The sequence below is a fragment of the Pseudoduganella aquatica genome (assembly GCF_020865585.1).
Lineage (GTDB): Bacteria > Pseudomonadota > Gammaproteobacteria > Burkholderiales > Burkholderiaceae_D > Rugamonas > Rugamonas aquatica_A.
On sequence record NZ_CP086370.1, the window covers coordinates 2,015,758 to 2,031,426 of the forward strand.

Consider the following 15,669-nt stretch of genomic DNA (forward strand, 5'->3'; position numbering starts at 1 on the left):
GTCATGGTGGAATATGCAATTAGTGTAGCGCAGAGTCCAATTTCCGGCGCAGGACTTCAAAACGGAAAATTCCAGCCGTTAAGACTGTTACACTTTAGAAATTCGCAGCTTAGCGACCCCGAATACATGCAGCGTCGTCCTTACCGTTTTCTTGCCCTTCGCGCCGGCGGCCTTGTGCTGGCAGCCGTCCTGTCGTCCGCTTCCCTGGCGGCCGAGCTGGGCGACGTGGTGGTGCGTTCGCACATAGGGCAGCAATTGTCGGCCGACATAGAGCTGGTGATGCTGGCGCCGGAGGATCTGGCAGGCGTGCAGGTCAGGCTGGCGGGGGCGAATGTGTACCAGGGCGCGAATGTGCGCATGAATCCGGTGCTGTCGTCGCTGCGTATGACGGTGGTGAAGCGCGACAACCGGCAGTTTCTGCATTTGACGACTTTCCAGCCGGTGGATGCGGAATTGCTGCATCTGTTTGTGGAACTGGGGACGGGGGCGCGGGCCAGCGTGCGGTCGGCAACCTTGTGGCTGACGCCCGAACCTGCGCCTTTGCCTGCGCCCGCGCCGCTGCCCGCACCACGGCCTCAGCTTGCCGCGCCGTCTGCGGGCGGCTTGTCCGAGGCGGAACGCGGCGCGCAGGACGCCCAAGCGGCGGCCAACCGCGCAGCGGCCTTGCGCGCGGCCAGGATGCGCGCAGCGGCGAACGCGGCGCGTGATGCGGCCGGCGGCACGGTCGGCAACACCGGCCCCGCAGCTGAGCAGGCCGGCGCCGAGGTTAAGCCGGGGCCGGCTGCTGTGCCCATCAAGCTCGGCCCGGAGCCGCGTGTCGCCAAAAGCAAAGCCGGCGCCAAGGCGGGCGTCTGCGCCGCAGGGCAGCCGGACGGCGAGGCCCAGCAATGCCTCGCGCTGGACCAGACCAATGCTGAACTGAAGACCAAACTGATCGATCTGGAAGGCAAGGTCAAGCAATTGCAGGCCGCGCTGGGGGCGGGCGCCGCAACAGCCGCCGCGCCTGCTGCTGCCTCGGCCGCATCAGCCGCGGCGTCGGCCGCGTCCGCCAGCGAGACGGCTGCCGCAGCATCGGCCGGCGCTTCTGCCGCCGCCAGCGCGCCCGAGGCGGCGAACAAGGCAGACGCTGTTACTCCCGCGTCCACGCCGCCCAAGGCCAACGGCAAAAAGAAACGCGAGCCCGGCGGCGTGAACACCACCACCATGGTGATAGGCGGCGTCCTGCTGCTGGCGCTGCTTGGCGGCCTGCTGTACTACCTGATCCGCCGCAAGAAGATCAAATTCTCCACCGCCCCGCTGAAGGTCTGGCAAGGCTGGCGCAAGGACAAAATAGCCGCCGAAGCCGAGCCTGCGCCTGCCGAAGCCGCCATACCCGAAAAAGAATAACCGCCATAAGGGCGGCCTCGGCAGTGCGGCGCGAAACGCGATATACTCATGCCGTGCTTTGCTGCACCCATCCCCCTCAGTCCAGCTAAACCAGCATCCGCCAGCGCTCCCGCCTGGCGACAGGCGCTGGGTGGTGCCCGCGCACTGCGCACCCGCTTTCAATCCCCAGGAAAGGCATCATGAGCACCGCACCATTACAGTCCCAATACGACGAATTCAAGCAACTCGGCCTGAAACTCGACATGTCGCGCGGCAAGCCCGCGCCTGAACAGCTGGACCTGTCCAACGCGCTGATGGCCGCGCTGGACGGCTACGCCGCGCACGACGGCACCGACACCCGCAACTACGGCGGCGGCGTGGGCCTGCCCGAAGCGCGCGCCCTGTTCGGCGAACTGCTGGACGTGCCGGCCGCGCAAGTGGTGGTCGACAGCAGCGCCAGCCTGTCGCTGATGCACGACGTGATCGTCTACAGCCTGCTGCTGGGCGTGCCCGGCCATGCGCCGTGGATGGGCGCGCAGCCGGTCACCTTCCTGTGCCCGGTACCGGGCTACGACCGCCACTTCGCCATCTGCGAACAGCGCGGCATCAAGATGGTCAACATTCCGATGACGGAAGACGGCCTGGACATGGACCTGGTCGAGCGCCTGGTGGCCTCGGACGCCAGCATCAAGGGCATGTGGTGCGTGCCAAAGTACAGCAACCCGGGCGGCGTGGTCTACTCGGACGAGGTGGTGCGCCGCCTGGCCGCGATGAAAACCGCCGCCCCCGACTTCCGCCTGATGTGGGACGACGCCTACCGCTTCCACCACCTGGGCGACGAGAAAATCTGCATGGCCAATATCCTGGACGAGTGTGCCAAGGCCGGCAATCCGGACCGCGCCATCGTGTTCGCGTCCAGCTCCAAGGTCAGCTGGGCAGGCTCCGGCGTGGCCGCGCTGGCCGCGTCGCCGGCCAATATCGCCTGGTGGACCAAGCATTCCGGCATCCGCAGCATCGGCCCGGACAAGGTCAACCAGCTGCGCCACGTGCGTTTCCTGAAAAACAAGGCCACGGTCGAAGCGCTGATGGAGCAGCACCGCGCGCTGCTCAAGCCCAAGTTCGACACCGTGCTGGCCCTGTTCGAAGAGCATCTCGGCAGCGTGCCCGGCGTAAGCTGGACCCGTCCCAAGGGCGGCTACTTCATCGACCTGGTCACCCCGCCGGGCGCCGCCAAGCGCACCATCGCGCTGGCCAAGGAAGCCGGCATCACGCTGACCCCGGCCGGCGCCGCCTATCCCTACGGACTGGACCCCGAAGACAGCCACATCCGCATCGCCCCCAGCTTCCCCTCGCTGGACGAAATCCGCCAGGCCGCCAAAGGCATCGCCCTCTCCCTGCGCGTAGCAATCAGCCAATAAGCATGTAAGCCTTGCCGAAAAGCCAAAAGGGGTCTGACCCCTTTTTTCGGCTATGGAAATAAAAAAGCGCCGTGAAGGCGCTTTTGTCGTTGGGGCGGGGCGGCTTATTGCGGCATGCCGGGAACGCGGTTCAGCCATGGCTCGGTGACGTCGCGCACGGCGCGGTCGTTGGCCAGGATTTGCTTGAGCAGGTCGATCTTGCGCTGGCGGGCGGCGCCTTCCAGCGGGGCCACGGTGGCGCCCGCCGCTACGGTCGCGGTGGCCACGGCGGTCTGGTTTTCCAGGCGGCCCAGGCTCTCCCAGTCGCTTGCGCGCGCTGCCATCACCATGTTATTGGTCAAGGTGGCAACATTTTCGTACATGGCGAGCACTTCGTTGGAGGTCATGGCGCATCCTGAAAAGTAAAAATGGATTACTGCTTGTCTGGATTAACGTCATGCCGTTCGGGAACTTTAGGGTTTTTTAAAAATATTTTGAAATTATTTTTGGGGTGGTGAAAAAGACAAGGCCGGCGCGGCCTCGAAGGGCGGCGCCGGCCTCGGGGGCGGGGCGTGATTCTTACTTGACCAGTTCTTCCAGACCGGCGCTCAGCTCGCTAGGCGGCGGCATGTCGTCGATCAGCGCGTTCGGCTCCAGGCCCAGCTCTTCGGCGATCTCGGTCGGATAGCAGGCTTCGATTTCCTCGTCCGTCAGCTTGTTTTCCTCGACCCGCGCGCGCCAGGCGGCCAGGTGGATGATGCCGGCCAGGCGGGTGCCGTGCTCGTGGTTCATCGGGTCGGGGAAGGCCATGATGGTCTCGGAGAAGGCTTCCGGGAACTTCCAGCGCTTGGCCAGCTCAGCGCCCACGTCGGCAAAGGTGTAGGCCAGCGACGCTTGTTCGGCGTCCAGGCGGCGCGAGTCCAGCGGGCCGGCGACCTTGTCCAGCTGCATGGCCTGTTCCGGCATGGCGGCGTGCATCACCAGCTGGCCGATGGCGTGCATCATGCCGATGGTGAAGGCGAGGTCGGTATTTTCCTTGGTCTTTTTGGCGATCCACTTGGCCGAGCAGGCGGTGTACAGGCTGTAGCGCCAGAATTGCTTCAGGTCCAGGCCGGGCACCGTTTTGAAGCCGCTGACCAGGCCGGAGCTGATCACCAGCGTGCGCACGGTGACAAAGCCCAGCATGAGCACGGCGTCTTCCACCGTGCCGATGCTGCGCGAGACATGGTAGTAGGCCGAGTTGGCCAGGCGCAGCAGCTTGGCGCTCAGGACGGGATCGGCGGACAGTTTCTTCGCGATTTCCTCGGTGGAAACGCTGGCTTTATCAAAGCTGCTGATCAGTTCTTCGACAACTTTGGGAGCCGTAGGCAACGCAGTCGGGTTCTGGAAAAGGGCTTCAAGTTTCATAGGGGGCTCTCCTTGTTTTGTATGCGTTGCTGTAAGTGAACTATATAGGGATTCCTTGTTTCGTTGTGGCCTTTTTGCACTGTGCGTAGCATGGATGCACCGCATTCCCCGTATTCTGCAGTGCATCCCCATATTTTGCAGTCTGTCGCGCGGCGCTGGCTTCCCGCTGTGCGCTTGCTTAGAGTGGAGTCTGGCGTACCACGCCGTTTAAAAACACAACAACAGGAACAAGACATGCACGCACCCATCAAGACCGTACTCGGCTTCGCGCTGGCCGGCGCCCTCCAGGCGCTGGCCCCTTGCTATGCGGCCCAGGCAGACGCGCCGGTCTCCGCCGCCAAGGCCGCGCTGCTGCCTGGCGACGACTTCTTTGCCTACGCCAACGGCAACTGGCTGGCAACCACCCAGATCCCGGCCGACCGGGGCAGCTGGAGCTCGATGGCCCAACTGGCCGAAGACACCAACCAGCGCATCATCAAGCTGATCGAAGCGGTGCAGGGCGACAAGCACGCTGGCGCGGAAGCGCGCAAAGTGAGCGATTACTACCTGGCCTTCATGAACGAGGCCGCGATTGAAGCCAAGGGCGTGGAGCCGCTGCGGCCGGCGCTGAAAAAAATCGGCGCCATCGCCGACAAGACCGAGCTGACCAGGATGCTGGCCGCCACCGTGCGCGCCGACGTCGATCCGCTCAACGCCACCGAATTCCATACCGAAAACATCTTCGGCCTGTGGGTGGCCCAGGGCCTGAACGACCCCAAGCGCAACATGCCTTACCTGCTGCAGGGCGGCCTGGGCCTGCCGGACCGCGTCTACTACCTGGAAGACAACGAGCGCATGCACAAGCTGCGCACCGCCTACCAGGCCCACATCGCCGCCATGTTCAAGCTGGCCGGCTATAGCGACCCGGAAACCCGCGCCGCCCGCGTGTTTGAACTGGAGCGCAAGCTGGCGCTGACCCACGCCAGCCGCGAAGACTCGGCCGACGTCATGAAAGCCAATAACACCTGGACCGTGGCCGATTTCAGCCAGAAAGCGCCCGGCATGGACTGGAAGCTGTTCCTCAAATACGCAGGCCTGGGCAAGCAGCAAAGCTTCATCCTGTGGCACCCCAGCGCCGTGGTGGGCGTGGCCGCGCTGGTGAAAGAGTGTTCGCTGGACGCCTGGAAAGACTTCCTCGCCTTCCACGCCATCAACACCAGCGCCGGCCACTTGCCGCAAGCCTACACCGAGCAGCATTTCGACTTCTACGGCCGCACGCTGGGCGGCACGCCGCAAATGGCGGTGCGCTGGAAGCGCGCCCTGGCCGCCGTCAACGACGGCATGCCGGACGCGGTGGGCAAACTCTACGTCTCCACCTATTTCCCGCCGGAGGCCAAGGCCAAGCTGCAGCACATGGTCAGCAATATCGTGCAAGCCTTCCACGTCCGCATCGACAAGCTGGACTGGATGGCGCCCGCCACCCGCAAGGAAGCGCACGCCAAGCTGGACGCGCTCTACGTCGGCGTCGGCTATCCCGATAAATTCACCTCCTACGGTCCGCTGGCCGTGAAAGCGGACGACGCCCACGGCAACGCCGAGCGCGCCTCCAGGCTGCACTACCAGCAGCAGCTGGCCAAGCTGCACCAGCCGGTCGACAGCAAGGAATGGTGCATGCCGCCGCAACTGGTGAACGCCGTGAATATGCCGATGCAGAACGCGCTGAATTTCCCGGCCGCCATACTGCAGCCGCCGTTCTTCGATCCTAAAGGGCCGGACGCGCTGAACTACGGCGCCATCGGTTCGGTCATCGGCCATGAAATCAGCCACAGCTTTGACGACACCGGCTCCCAGTTCGACTCCCAGGGCCGCCTGCGCGACTGGTGGACCCCGTCCGACGCGGCGCACTTCAAGACCGCCTCCGGCGCGCTGGTGGCGCAGTACTCCGCCTACAAGCCGTTTGCCGACCTGCCCATCAACGGCCAGCTGACGCTGAGCGAGAACCTGTCCGACCTGGCCGGCCTGGCCGCGTCCTACGACGCCTTCAAGGCCGCCAATCCGCAAGCCGACGACCGCGACTTCTTCCTGGGCTACGCGCAGAGCTGGCGCGGGCTGGCGCGCGAGCAGTCGCTGCGCCGCCAGGTGATGACGGACGGACACGCGCCCTCGAAATGGCGCACCTACACCGTGCGCAATCTGGACGCCTGGTACAAGGCTTTCAATGTGCAGCCAGGGCAGCAGTTGTACCTGGCGCCGGAGCAGCGCGTGCGCGTCTGGTAAAGTAGGGGGATGGAACCGGACAAAGACATCGACAGCATCACGCGGATCACGCAGGCCACGCTGCGGCACTACGAACACAGCGCGCAGCAGTTTTTCGAGGGCACGCGCGACCACGACGTGAGCCAGAACGTGTCGGCGCTGCTGGGCGCCATCCGGTCCGCAACCCCGTACCGCATCCTCGACCTGGGATGCGGGCCGGGGCGCGATCTCAAGACTTTCACCGAACTGGGCCATGTTGCCGTCGGCGTCGACGGCTCGGCGGAGTTTGTCCGCATGGCGCGGGAATGGAGCGGCTGCGAGGTCTGGCGCCAGGACTTCGTGGCGCTGGACCTGCCCGCCGGCGCCTTCGACGGCATCTTCGCCAACGCCTCCCTGTTCCACATCCCCAGCGCCGCCTTGCCGGACGTGCTGCTGCGCCTGTACGCCGCCCTGAAGCCGGACGGCGTGCTGTTTAGTTCCAACCCGCGCGGCGACAACCGCGAAGGCTGGAACGGCCCGCGCTACGGCAGCTATTACGACTACGAAACCTGGGAACGCTATCTGACCGCCGCCGGCTTCGAGCCGCTCGGCCATTACTACCGTCCGCCCGGCCTGCCGCGCGAGCAGCAGCCCTGGCTGGCCAGCCTGTGGCGCAAGCCGATAGCCTGATGGACCGTTAGCGTGCGCTGGCGTACAGAAGCAGGCATGCTCAAAGGATAGGATGCACTCCAGCACACCGCATCTGCGTGTGAGCCTAACCAACCAAGGAGAGCATCATGAACAAGGACCAAGTCAAAGGTAAAGCGAAAGACATCGCCGGTAAAGTTCAGGAAGAAGCTGGCAAGCTGGTGGGCAGCTCCGAGCAGCAGGCCAAGGGCCTGGCCAAGCAGTCCGAAGGCAAGCTGCAAAAAGGCGTAGGCGACGCCAAGGAAGCAGTCAAGGACGCCATCGACCGCGGCAACCGCTAAGCCATAAAAAAGCCCGCAGTACGCGGGCTCTCTGGCAAGCAAAATGGGGTCAGGGTTAGTTTTTCCGGAAGGATTAATTAACCCTGACCCCTTTTTTGTTTTATTGCACCGTATCGGGCTTGAGGTTCTTCTTGAAGAAGGCTTCGATGTTGCCGTACACGTGGCGCTGGCTGGTGGTGCCGGAGATGCCGTGCTTGGCGCCGGGGTAGGTCATCAGCTCGAAACGGACGTTGCGCTTGACCAGCGCGTCTATCATGCGCGTGGTGTTGGTGAACAGTACGTTGTCGTCGGCCATGCCGTGCATCAGCAGCAGCGGCGACTTCAGGCCGTCCACGTGCGGGAAGATGCTGGCCTGCTTGTAGCCTTCGGCGTTGTCCTTCGGCGTGCTCATGAACTGTTCGGTGTAGTGGGTGTCGTACAGTTTCCAGTCCGTCACCGGCGCCACCGACACGCCCATGGCGATCTTGTCCGACGCTTGCGACAGCAGGCGCAAGGTCATGAAGCCGCCGTAGCTCCAGCCGAATACGCCGATGCGCTTGGCGTCCACGAAGCTTTGCTTGCCCAGCCATTCCACGCCGGCCAATTGGTCTTCCACTTCCACCGTGCCCAGCCGCTTGTAGTTGGCGTCGGTGAAGACGCGCTCGCGGCGCGAGGAGCCGCGGTTGTCCAGGCGGAACACCACGAAGCCTTGCTGCGCCATGTACTGGTCGAAGTAGTTGCCCCATTTACGCGACACGTGCTGCGAGTGCGGGCCGCCGTAGGTGGACAGGTAGACCGGGTAGCGCTTGCTGGCGTCAAACTTGTAGGGCTTGATCATCGAGTAGTACAGGGTCTGGCCGTCTTTGGCGGGCAGGGTGCCGAACTCGGTGGGCAGGTGGTCGGCCTGGAACTTGGCGTAGGGGTGCTTGTCGTTCAGCTCGTTGTGCTCCAGCCAGTCCACCATGCTGCCGTCCGGACGGCGGATGCTGACCTGCGGCGGAATGCTGGGGCTGGAGTAGGTGTCGACGAAGACTTCGCCGTTGCGCGAGAAGGAGGCGTCGTGCCAGCCGTCGCCCTGGGTGATGCGTTTGGGCTTGTCGGCCGTGCTGCCGTCCAGGGCCAGCACGTAGGTCTGCTTGTCGACCACGGCGTCGCGGTTGGAGGCGATGTAGACCTTGCCGGCCTTCTCGTCCACCGCCAGCACGTTGTCGATGCCCCACTCGCCCTTGCTGATGGCGTGCAGCAGCTTGCCGTCCAGGCTGTACAGGTAGAGGTGGTTGCGGCCGCTGCGCTCGGACGACCAGATGAAGGCGTCGCGGTTTTTCAGGAAGCGCAGGTCGTCGTGGATGGTGGTCCAGGTGTCCGATTTTTCGGTCAGCAGCACGCGCTGTTTTAGCGTGGCGGCGTCCACCGACACCAGTTCCAGGGTCTTCTGGTCGCGGCTCTGGCGCTGGTACAGCAGGGCCTTGCTGTTGCCGCTCCAGTCGGCGCGCACCAGGTAGATGTCCGGGTTGCCGCCCAGGTCCACGTCGCGCGTTTCGCCGCTGGCCGGGGAAACGATTTTCAGCTGCACGGTCACGTTGGGGTCGCCTGCGGCCGGGTAGCGCTGTTCGACCACGTCGGTGCGGTCGGCGTAGATTTCAAAGCGGCGCGCCACCGGCACCTGGCTTTCGTCATAGCGCTTGTAGGCGATGGCGCTGTCGTCCGGCGCCCAGTAGTAGCCGGTGCGCTGGCCCATTTCTTCCTGGGCGATGAATTCGGCTTCGCCGTTGTGGACCTGGCCGGCGCCGTCGGTGGTGAGCTGGCGCTCCTTGCCGGTGGACAGGTCGATCACGAACAGGTTCTGGTTGCGCACGAAGGACACATAGCGGCCCTGCGGCGAAATTTTCGGGTCCAGCACGGCGCCGGAGGCCACCAGGCGGGCCGCGTCCGGCTTGGCCGTGTCGATCAGGTAGAGGTTGCCGGCGATGGGCACCAGCAGCTGCTTGCCGTCCGGCGACCAGCTGTAGCTCAGGATGCCTTTCAGGCTGGCGGTGCGTTCGCGCTCGCGCTTGGCTTTTTCCGCGTCGGACAGGTTTTCCTCGGGCACCAGGGTCTTGGAGTCGACCAGGCGGTGCTGGGTCTTGTCCTTCATATTGAATTCCCACAGGTCCAGCTGGTACTGGTTGTCGTCGCGGCCGCGCAGGAAGGTGACGCGGGCGCCGTCCGGCGACACCTTCAGGCTGCGCACACCGGCGCCGGCCAGGGCCTGGTCGCCGTAGATGCGGTCCAGGGTCAGACGTTCAGCATGGACGGGCATGGCTGCTGCCAATGCCAGGAAGGAGAGAATAAAGCGCATGTGTGGTCCCGAAATGTTCGTGTGGGCAAGACAATACCAGAGTGGCGCACTGCTGGGATTTGGAAAACGCGCCGAAAAACCGTGGTTCATTCGGCGCCTGAGCGCGGCCCCTCAGGCCTGCAAACGCCGCAGCGACAGCCGGTGCAGCGACCAGGTGAGCAGCACGGCGGCGATGGTCAGTCCCAGCACCAGGCCTATCCAGAAGCCGTCGGCGGCCATGGGCGCGGCGGGCGCCAGGTGCAAGTCGCGCAGCCATTGCGGCGCCAGGCCCAGCACATAGCCCAGCGGCAGCGCGAACACCCAGAACGCCAGCAGCTGGATCTGCATGGGCTGGCGCGTGACCTTGTAGCCGCGGATGGCGCAGGAGGTGGCCACCTGGGTGGCGTCGGACAGCTGGAACAGCGCGGCGAACAGCAGCAGCTGCACGCACAGCGCCTGCACCGCCGGGTCCGAGGTGTAGGCGGCGGCGATCTGGTGCCGGAACACGGCGATGAAGATGGCCGACAGCAGCGCGAAGATGAGCGACATGGACACGCCGACCCAGGAGGCGAAGCGGGCGCGCGCCGGATTGCCTTCGCCCATGGCCTGGCCCACCCGCGTGATGAGGCCGATGCCGAAGCTGAGCGGCACCATGAACACCAGCGAGGCGAAGTTGAGCGCGATCTGGTGCGCCGACACCACCACCACGCCGAAGCGCGCCACCAGCAGGCTGACGGCGCCAAACGCGCTCACCTCGGCGAAATAGGTCACGCCGATGGGCAGGCCCAGCTTGAGCATGCTGCGGATTTCCGGCCAGTGCGGCCATTCCCAGTGCGTGAAGGGATAGGTCTGGCGGTAGGCGGGGGCCTGGCGTATCCAGAACACCATGGCCCCCAGCATCAGCCACATGCAGCCGGCGGTGGCCACCGCGCAGCCTATGCCGCCCAGCTTGGGCAGGCCGAAGCGGCCGAAAATCAGCAGCCAGTTGACCACCACGTTGAACGCCAGCCCCAGCAGGGCGATCACCATCACCGGCTTGGTCTGGTTGATGGAGGTGGAGTAGCCGTACAGCGCGCGGTAGGCCGCGAACGGCGGCAGGCCCAGGCTGATGATGTGCACGAACAGCGAGGCGCGCGCATTGATCTCGGGCGCCAGGTAGAGGTGGTTGAACAGCAGCGTGGCCAGGTTGGCCAGCAGCGCGGCGATCACGCCCACGCCCAGCGCCTTCCACAGCGCCTGCCGCACCGAGTGCGGGATGGTGCCGAAGGCGCCGGCGCCCACTTCGTGCGCGACCACGCTGTTAATCGCCATCATGGTGCCGCTGACGGTGACCAGGATGATGGACCAGATCGACGCGCCCAGCGACACGGCCGCCAGCTCGTCCGCGCTGGCGTGGCCGGTCATGGCCACGTCGGCCACGGCCATGCCCACCGTCGCCAGCTGGCCCACCAGCACCGGCCAGGCCAGCTTCCACAGGGCGGCGGCTTCGGTGCGGATATTGGGCAGGGTGAAGGTGGTTGGCATGGACGGAAATCTTGGAGCGAAAGCAACGATTCTACTAGCTACCTGGATGGGCGCAGTAGGAATTTGTTACACAGTCGTGTAGGCTGATGCTCCGGCTGATTCGTTGATAGAAAGCATCGAGCGCTGGATGAGAAGAAAACTACGGAGCTAATAATATGAAACACACTGCCCTCAAGACCCTGGCCTTCGCGGCCGCCCTGCTGAGCCAGATCGCCGCCGCCCATGCCGGCGAGATCACGCTGTTCTCGCGCGATAATTTCCGCGGCGAGGAAGTGACCATCCGCGATGGCGCGCGCGACCTGCGCGACGCCGGCTTCAACGACCGCACCTCGAGCCTGATCGTGCATTCGGGCGTGTGGGAGGTGTGCGAACACAAGGACTTCGGCGGCTACTGCGCCGTGTTCGAGCGCGGCCAGCACAATGACCTGCGCCGCTTCAACAACAGCATTTCCTCGCTGCGCCAGATCGAGCGAGGCGGACGCGGCAATGGCGGCGGCTTCCGCGACCGCGACGGCGATGGCCGCGACGACCGCGCCGAGCGCCGCGAAGAATGGCGCGAGCGCCGCGACGACCGTGGCCCAGGCGGCCAGCCCGGCTTCAATCGCCCTGACCCGATCGAACTGTTCGAGCACGCGCGCTTTGAAGGCCGCCGCGTATCCTTCCAGGGCGAGATGCGCAGCCTGCGCGCGGCCGACTTCAACGACCGCGCCAGTTCCATGGTCATTTACGAAGGCCAGTGGCAGCTGTGCGAGCATGACAATTTCGGCGGCCAGTGCGTTGTCTACGGCCCCGGCCGCTACGACAACTTGGGGCCGATGAACGACAAGCCCTCATCGCTGCGCCGCATCCGCTAAGGCTGCAGTAGAATCTGGGGTCAGACCCATCGGGTCTGACCCCGGCATTTTGGCCGGACAGGGCAGCGGGAGATACGCCATCGTGGAATACAAGGACTACTACCAGGCGCTGGGCGTCCCCAAGACCGCCAGCGCCGACGAGATCAAGAAAGCGTACCGCAAGCTGGTGCGCAAATACCATCCGGACGTCAGCAAGGAAGCGGACGCGGACAAGAAAACCAAGGAATTGAACGAAGCCTACGGCGTGCTGGGCGACGCGGAAAAACGCGCCGCCTACGACGCGCTGGGCAACGGCCAGTACCGCGCCGGCCAGGAATTCCGTCCGCCGCCGGACTGGGGCAGCCGCGCCGGCCAGGGCGGCGGCATGGGCGGCATGGGCGGTGGGCCAGGCGGCTTCGACAGCGACTTCTTCGCCGACCTGTTCGCCAATATCGGCGGCGGCCGCCGGGGCCGTCCGGGCCGGCCTCAGCAGCAGCGCGGCGAGGACAGCCACGCCGGCCTGGAAATCGACCTGGCCGACGCCTACCAGGGCGCCAGCCGCACCGTCAGCGTCCGCCTGCAGGAGGAGGACGCGCATGGCCGCGCCGTCACGCGCGAGCGCACGCTGGACGTGAACATCCCGCAAGGCATTACGGCAGGCCAGCAGCTGCGCCTGTCCGGCCAGGGCCACCCCGGCGGCGGCGGCGGACCGTCGGGCGACCTCTACCTGGAAATCCGTTTCCGGCCCGACCCGCGCTACCGCGCCGAAGGGCGCGACGTCTACCAGACGGTGCCGGTGGCGCCGTGGGAGGCCGCGCTGGGCGCGCAGATCGACGTGGCCACGCCCTCGGGCCGGGTGACGGTGACTGTGCCGCCCAAATCGCAGGGCGGGCGCAAGCTGCGGCTGAAAGGGCGCGGCATACCGCCTTCGCGCGCGCAGGCCCAGGCCGGCACGCCGGGCGGCGATCTTTACCTGATGCTGGAGCTGGTGCTGCCGCCCGCCGATACCGAGCGGGCGCGCCAGCTGTATGAAACCATGGCGCGCGAGCTGGACTTCAACCCGCGCGCCGGCATGGGAGCGTGATTATGCAGATACACGGCGAGTTGCTGGACGACGCGGCGCTGACCCTGGAAGAACTGGCGCGCGCCTGCGCTGTGGAACCGGAATGGGTGCTGCGCCATGTCAGCAGCGGGGCGCTGCTGTGCAGCGCGGAAGGGGCGGCCATCGTGGTCGATACGGCGGGCGCGGCGATGGCGTCGCCGCAGGCGTGGCGCTTTGCCAGCGGCGAGCTGCGGCGCGCGCTCAACCTGCTGCGCGTGGAGCGCGACTTCGAGGCCGACGAGGAACTGGCCGCCCTGGTGGTGGACCTGTGCGAGGAAGTGCGCCGCCTCAAGTCAAAGCTGCATAGCCCGGGAACAGCGTAGCCGCTTCCTCCGGCTGCGCCTGGCGGCTCCACACGTGGCCGCTGCTGATGTCGAAAATAATGCTGCGGTGCCCCACGCCGTACAGGCTCTCGGACACGATGGGGATGCCGTGCGCGCGCAGCAGGCGCAGCGCCACTTCGCCGTTCTGGCGCCCGATATTGCCGGCCCTGCGGTCCTCCAGCCCGGGGAACATCTTGCTGCCCCCGAAAATCTTGGCCTGGCATTCGCTGGGCTCCACCCCCATGCTGCGCAACTCGGCCAGCATCAGTTCCAGCGCCTCCTCGCCGTAGCGGCTGTTCAAGCCGGCTTCCTTCGAGGAGTTGCGTGCGGACAACAGGAAATGCGACATGGTGCCGATGCGCCGCACCGGATGCCACAGGGTAATCGAAACGCATGACCCGAGCAGGGTGCGGATGCGGTATTCCGGCCCGCCGACGAAGTACTCGCCGGGCAGCAGGAAAATGTCGATCATGTTTTTATCCCTAGCCATAACGACACTGTAATGGCTGGGGCGGGTACTGTAACTTGTACTTTAGTGCATGCGGGAAATGTCACACTGTACCAAAGTACAGGTTACAGAGTGTTCCCTGCTGGATACAGTCGCTAGGCTAGCCACCCGAATGGACGGGCGGCGCCTTCCTTGGAGAATTCCAGCAGTGAATAATTTTGTGCGCAGCCATTCCTGTCTGCTACTCCCGCTCGGCCTGGCCCTGCTGGCCGCCATCGCGGTGCTGGCCTTCAGCGGCTTCAGCCTGGCCGGCCTGCTCACGGTGCTGCTGCTGGTGGGCTGCGGCTACGGCAGCGGCCTGTATTTCAAATCCATGCAAAGCACCTTCCACGACTCGGTGGACCAGTACCTGGACGGCCAGCGCGCGCTGGGCGCGTCGGTGGCGCCGATCTGGTCGCGCCATATTGAAAATTCCATTACGCAGATGGACGAGGCGGTGGCGGCGCTGGCCGGCCGCTTCGGCGGCATTGTCGAGCGCCTGGACCAGGCGGTGGGCGCCTCCAGCGTGGCCACCGCCTCCATGGACGGCGGCGACGGCCTGGTGACGGTGTTCGCCAACAGCGAGCGCGAGCTGCAAGGCGTGGTCGCTTCGCTGCGTTCGGCCACCGAAAGCAAGGCCGCCATGCTGGACAAGGTGAACGGCCTGGGCCAGTTCGTGCGCGAACTGAAGGACATGGCGGCCGACGTCGCCAGCATCGCCGCGCAGACCAATCTGCTGGCGCTGAACGCCGCCATCGAGGCGGCGCGCGCCGGCGAGCGCGGACGCGGATTCGCCGTGGTGGCCAAGGAAGTGCGCATGCTGTCCAACCAGTCGGCCGACACCGGCCGCCGCATCGCCGAGAAGGTGGCGCTGGTCAGCAGCGCGATTGTCGCCACCACCCAGGCGGCGCAGCAATCGGGCGCGCTGGAGGAGGAATCGACACGGCTGTCCGAGGAAGCCATTGCCAGCGTGCTCGACGGTTTTCGCGGCGTGACCGACGCCCTGGTCCAGTCCAGCAATCTGCTGAAGGAAGAAAGCGTGGGCATCCAGTACGAAGTGGGGGAAGCGCTGGTGCAGCTGCAATTCCAGGACCGCGTGACCCAGATCATGAGCCATGTGAAGCAGAACATCGACCTGCTGCGCAGCGCGCTGGAGCAGAACTGCGACAGCTACACCCAGGACCGCCAGCTGCAGCCGCTCGACGCGGCCGGGCTGCTGGCCTCGCTGGAAAAGACCTATGCCATGGCGGAGGAATACGCGCTGGACCGGCAGACCGGCCCGGCCGGCACGCAACAAGCGGCGGCGCTGCCCGCGCCGGCTGATGAAGTCACGTTCTTTTAAGGAGTAGGGTATGGCCAAGACCATAATGGTAGTAGACGATTCCGCTTCGCTGCGGCAGGTCGTTGGCATTGCGCTGAAAAGCGCGGGCTACGACGTGATCGAGGCGGCCGACGGCCAGATCGCGCTGAGCAAGCTGGGCGACAAGAAGATCAACCTGATCGTGTGCGACGTGAACATGCCCAATATGGACGGCATCACCTTTGTGCGCGAGCTGAAGCAGCAGGCCAGCCACAAATTCACCCCGGTGATCATGCTCACCACCGAGTCGCAGGAAGCCAAGAAACGCGAAGGCCAGGCGGCCGGTGCGCGCGCCTGGGTGGTCAAGCCCTTCAAGCCCGAGGTGCTGCTGGGCGCGGTGCAAAAACTCTGCCTGCCATAACCGGGAGCCGC

General features: G+C 65.3%; 15 protein-coding genes. 10 read left to right on the top strand and 5 right to left on the bottom strand.

All coding sequences use genetic code 11. The features are described from left to right. Window positions 1–174 precede the first annotated feature (174 nt). The gene (locus KT882_RS08890) at window positions 175–1,386 is read left to right on the top strand and encodes a type IV pilus assembly protein FimV (protein ID WP_228895367.1); all 1,212 of its coding nucleotides are present in this window, start codon (window positions 175–177) and stop codon (window positions 1,384–1,386) included. Between the two features lie 179 nt (window positions 1,387–1,565). Then, complete coding sequence (locus KT882_RS08895; RefSeq protein WP_228895369.1) at window positions 1,566–2,783, top strand: aminotransferase class I/II-fold pyridoxal phosphate-dependent enzyme; 1,218 nt, start codon at window positions 1,566–1,568, stop codon at window positions 2,781–2,783. Window positions 2,784–2,887: 104 nt separating this feature from the next. Here KT882_RS08895 and KT882_RS08900 read toward each other — a convergent pair whose 3' ends face one another. Next, the gene (locus tag KT882_RS08900; RefSeq protein WP_228895371.1) at window positions 2,888–3,169 is read right to left on the bottom strand and encodes a flagellar protein FliT; all 282 of its coding nucleotides are present in this window, start codon (window positions 3,167–3,169) and stop codon (window positions 2,888–2,890) included. 172 nt (window positions 3,170–3,341) lie between these two features. Further along, the gene (locus tag KT882_RS08905; protein ID WP_161072424.1) at window positions 3,342–4,169 is read right to left on the bottom strand and encodes an HDOD domain-containing protein; all 828 of its coding nucleotides are present in this window, start codon (window positions 4,167–4,169) and stop codon (window positions 3,342–3,344) included. A gap of 234 nt (window positions 4,170–4,403) precedes the next feature. Between KT882_RS08905 and KT882_RS08910 the strand changes: the two genes are divergently transcribed. The 3 genes from KT882_RS08910 to KT882_RS08920 all read left to right on the top strand — a co-directional run bounded on the left by KT882_RS08910 (window position 4,404) and on the right by KT882_RS08920 (window position 7,372). Then, window positions 4,404–6,425 (top strand): M13 family metallopeptidase, encoded by a 2,022-nt coding sequence (locus KT882_RS08910; protein WP_228895374.1) that lies wholly within the window; start codon window positions 4,404–4,406, stop codon window positions 6,423–6,425. Window positions 6,426–6,434: 9 nt separating this feature from the next. After that, complete coding sequence (locus KT882_RS08915) at window positions 6,435–7,073, top strand: class I SAM-dependent methyltransferase (RefSeq protein WP_228895375.1); 639 nt, start codon at window positions 6,435–6,437, stop codon at window positions 7,071–7,073. A gap of 107 nt (window positions 7,074–7,180) precedes the next feature. Beyond that, on the top strand, window positions 7,181–7,372 hold the full coding sequence (locus KT882_RS08920) for a CsbD family protein (RefSeq protein WP_107877867.1): 192 nt from the start codon (window positions 7,181–7,183) through the stop codon (window positions 7,370–7,372). Window positions 7,373–7,472: 100 nt separating this feature from the next. On the opposite strand, the gene KT882_RS08925 is transcribed toward KT882_RS08920, so the two are convergent. Together KT882_RS08925 and KT882_RS08930 are read right to left on the bottom strand one after the other, a co-directional pair. Then, the gene (locus KT882_RS08925) at window positions 7,473–9,689 is read right to left on the bottom strand and encodes a S9 family peptidase (protein ID WP_228895377.1); all 2,217 of its coding nucleotides are present in this window, start codon (window positions 9,687–9,689) and stop codon (window positions 7,473–7,475) included. A 111-nt stretch (window positions 9,690–9,800) separates the two neighbouring features. Further along, entirely contained in the window at window positions 9,801–11,192 is a 1,392-nt protein-coding gene (locus tag KT882_RS08930) for an MATE family efflux transporter (protein ID WP_161072419.1), read from the bottom strand. Between the two features lie 155 nt (window positions 11,193–11,347). Between KT882_RS08930 and KT882_RS08935 the strand changes: the two genes are divergently transcribed. From KT882_RS08935 to KT882_RS08945, 3 genes are all read left to right on the top strand, one after another. Further along, window positions 11,348–12,046: a beta/gamma crystallin-related protein gene (locus KT882_RS08935; RefSeq protein ID WP_161072418.1), complete on the top strand. Its 699-nt coding sequence runs from the start codon at window positions 11,348–11,350 to the stop codon at window positions 12,044–12,046. A gap of 82 nt (window positions 12,047–12,128) precedes the next feature. After that, window positions 12,129–13,109: a DnaJ C-terminal domain-containing protein gene (locus KT882_RS08940; RefSeq protein ID WP_161072417.1), complete on the top strand. Its 981-nt coding sequence runs from the start codon at window positions 12,129–12,131 to the stop codon at window positions 13,107–13,109. A 2-nt stretch (window positions 13,110–13,111) separates the two neighbouring features. Continuing rightward, a complete protein-coding gene (locus KT882_RS08945; RefSeq protein ID WP_161072416.1) occupies window positions 13,112–13,450 on the top strand; it encodes a MerR family transcriptional regulator in 339 nt (112 codons plus the stop codon). On the opposite strand, the gene KT882_RS08950 is transcribed toward KT882_RS08945, so the two are convergent. Next, window positions 13,416–13,922, bottom strand: coding sequence for a chemotaxis protein CheD (locus tag KT882_RS08950; protein ID WP_228895379.1), 507 nt, complete (start codon window positions 13,920–13,922; stop codon window positions 13,416–13,418). The two genes, KT882_RS08945 and KT882_RS08950, sit on opposite strands and share 35 nt — an antisense overlap. A 184-nt stretch (window positions 13,923–14,106) precedes the next feature. On the opposite strand from KT882_RS08950, the gene KT882_RS08955 reads away from it, so the two are divergent. Continuing rightward, the gene (locus tag KT882_RS08955; protein ID WP_228895381.1) at window positions 14,107–15,279 is read left to right on the top strand and encodes a methyl-accepting chemotaxis protein; all 1,173 of its coding nucleotides are present in this window, start codon (window positions 14,107–14,109) and stop codon (window positions 15,277–15,279) included. 10 nt (window positions 15,280–15,289) lie between these two features. Next, the gene (locus tag KT882_RS08960; RefSeq protein WP_107877119.1) at window positions 15,290–15,658 is read left to right on the top strand and encodes a response regulator; all 369 of its coding nucleotides are present in this window, start codon (window positions 15,290–15,292) and stop codon (window positions 15,656–15,658) included. Window positions 15,659–15,669: the final 11 nt, after the last annotated feature.

What these genes read in the sequence shown, in the direction of transcription:
- KT882_RS08895 (WP_228895369.1), top strand. Translation starts at nt 1,566, where the DNA reads ATGAGCACCGCACCATTACAGTCCCAATACGACGAATTCAAGCAACTC.
- KT882_RS08900 (WP_228895371.1), bottom strand. Translation starts at nt 3,169, where the DNA reads ATGACCTCCAACGAAGTGCTCGCCATGTACGAAAATGTTGCCACCTTG.
- KT882_RS08905 (WP_161072424.1), bottom strand. Translation starts at nt 4,169, where the DNA reads ATGAAACTTGAAGCCCTTTTCCAGAACCCGACTGCGTTGCCTACGGCT.
- KT882_RS08910 (WP_228895374.1), top strand. Translation starts at nt 4,404, where the DNA reads ATGCACGCACCCATCAAGACCGTACTCGGCTTCGCGCTGGCCGGCGCC.
- KT882_RS08915 (WP_228895375.1), top strand. Translation starts at nt 6,435, where the DNA reads ATGGAACCGGACAAAGACATCGACAGCATCACGCGGATCACGCAGGCC.
- KT882_RS08920 (WP_107877867.1), top strand. Translation starts at nt 7,181, where the DNA reads ATGAACAAGGACCAAGTCAAAGGTAAAGCGAAAGACATCGCCGGTAAA.
- KT882_RS08925 (WP_228895377.1), bottom strand. Translation starts at nt 9,689, where the DNA reads ATGCGCTTTATTCTCTCCTTCCTGGCATTGGCAGCAGCCATGCCCGTC.
- KT882_RS08930 (WP_161072419.1), bottom strand. Translation starts at nt 11,192, where the DNA reads ATGCCAACCACCTTCACCCTGCCCAATATCCGCACCGAAGCCGCCGCC.
- KT882_RS08935 (WP_161072418.1), top strand. Translation starts at nt 11,348, where the DNA reads ATGAAACACACTGCCCTCAAGACCCTGGCCTTCGCGGCCGCCCTGCTG.
- KT882_RS08945 (WP_161072416.1), top strand. Translation starts at nt 13,112, where the DNA reads ATGCAGATACACGGCGAGTTGCTGGACGACGCGGCGCTGACCCTGGAA.
- KT882_RS08950 (WP_228895379.1), bottom strand. Translation starts at nt 13,922, where the DNA reads ATGATCGACATTTTCCTGCTGCCCGGCGAGTACTTCGTCGGCGGGCCG.
- KT882_RS08960 (WP_107877119.1), top strand. Translation starts at nt 15,290, where the DNA reads ATGGCCAAGACCATAATGGTAGTAGACGATTCCGCTTCGCTGCGGCAG.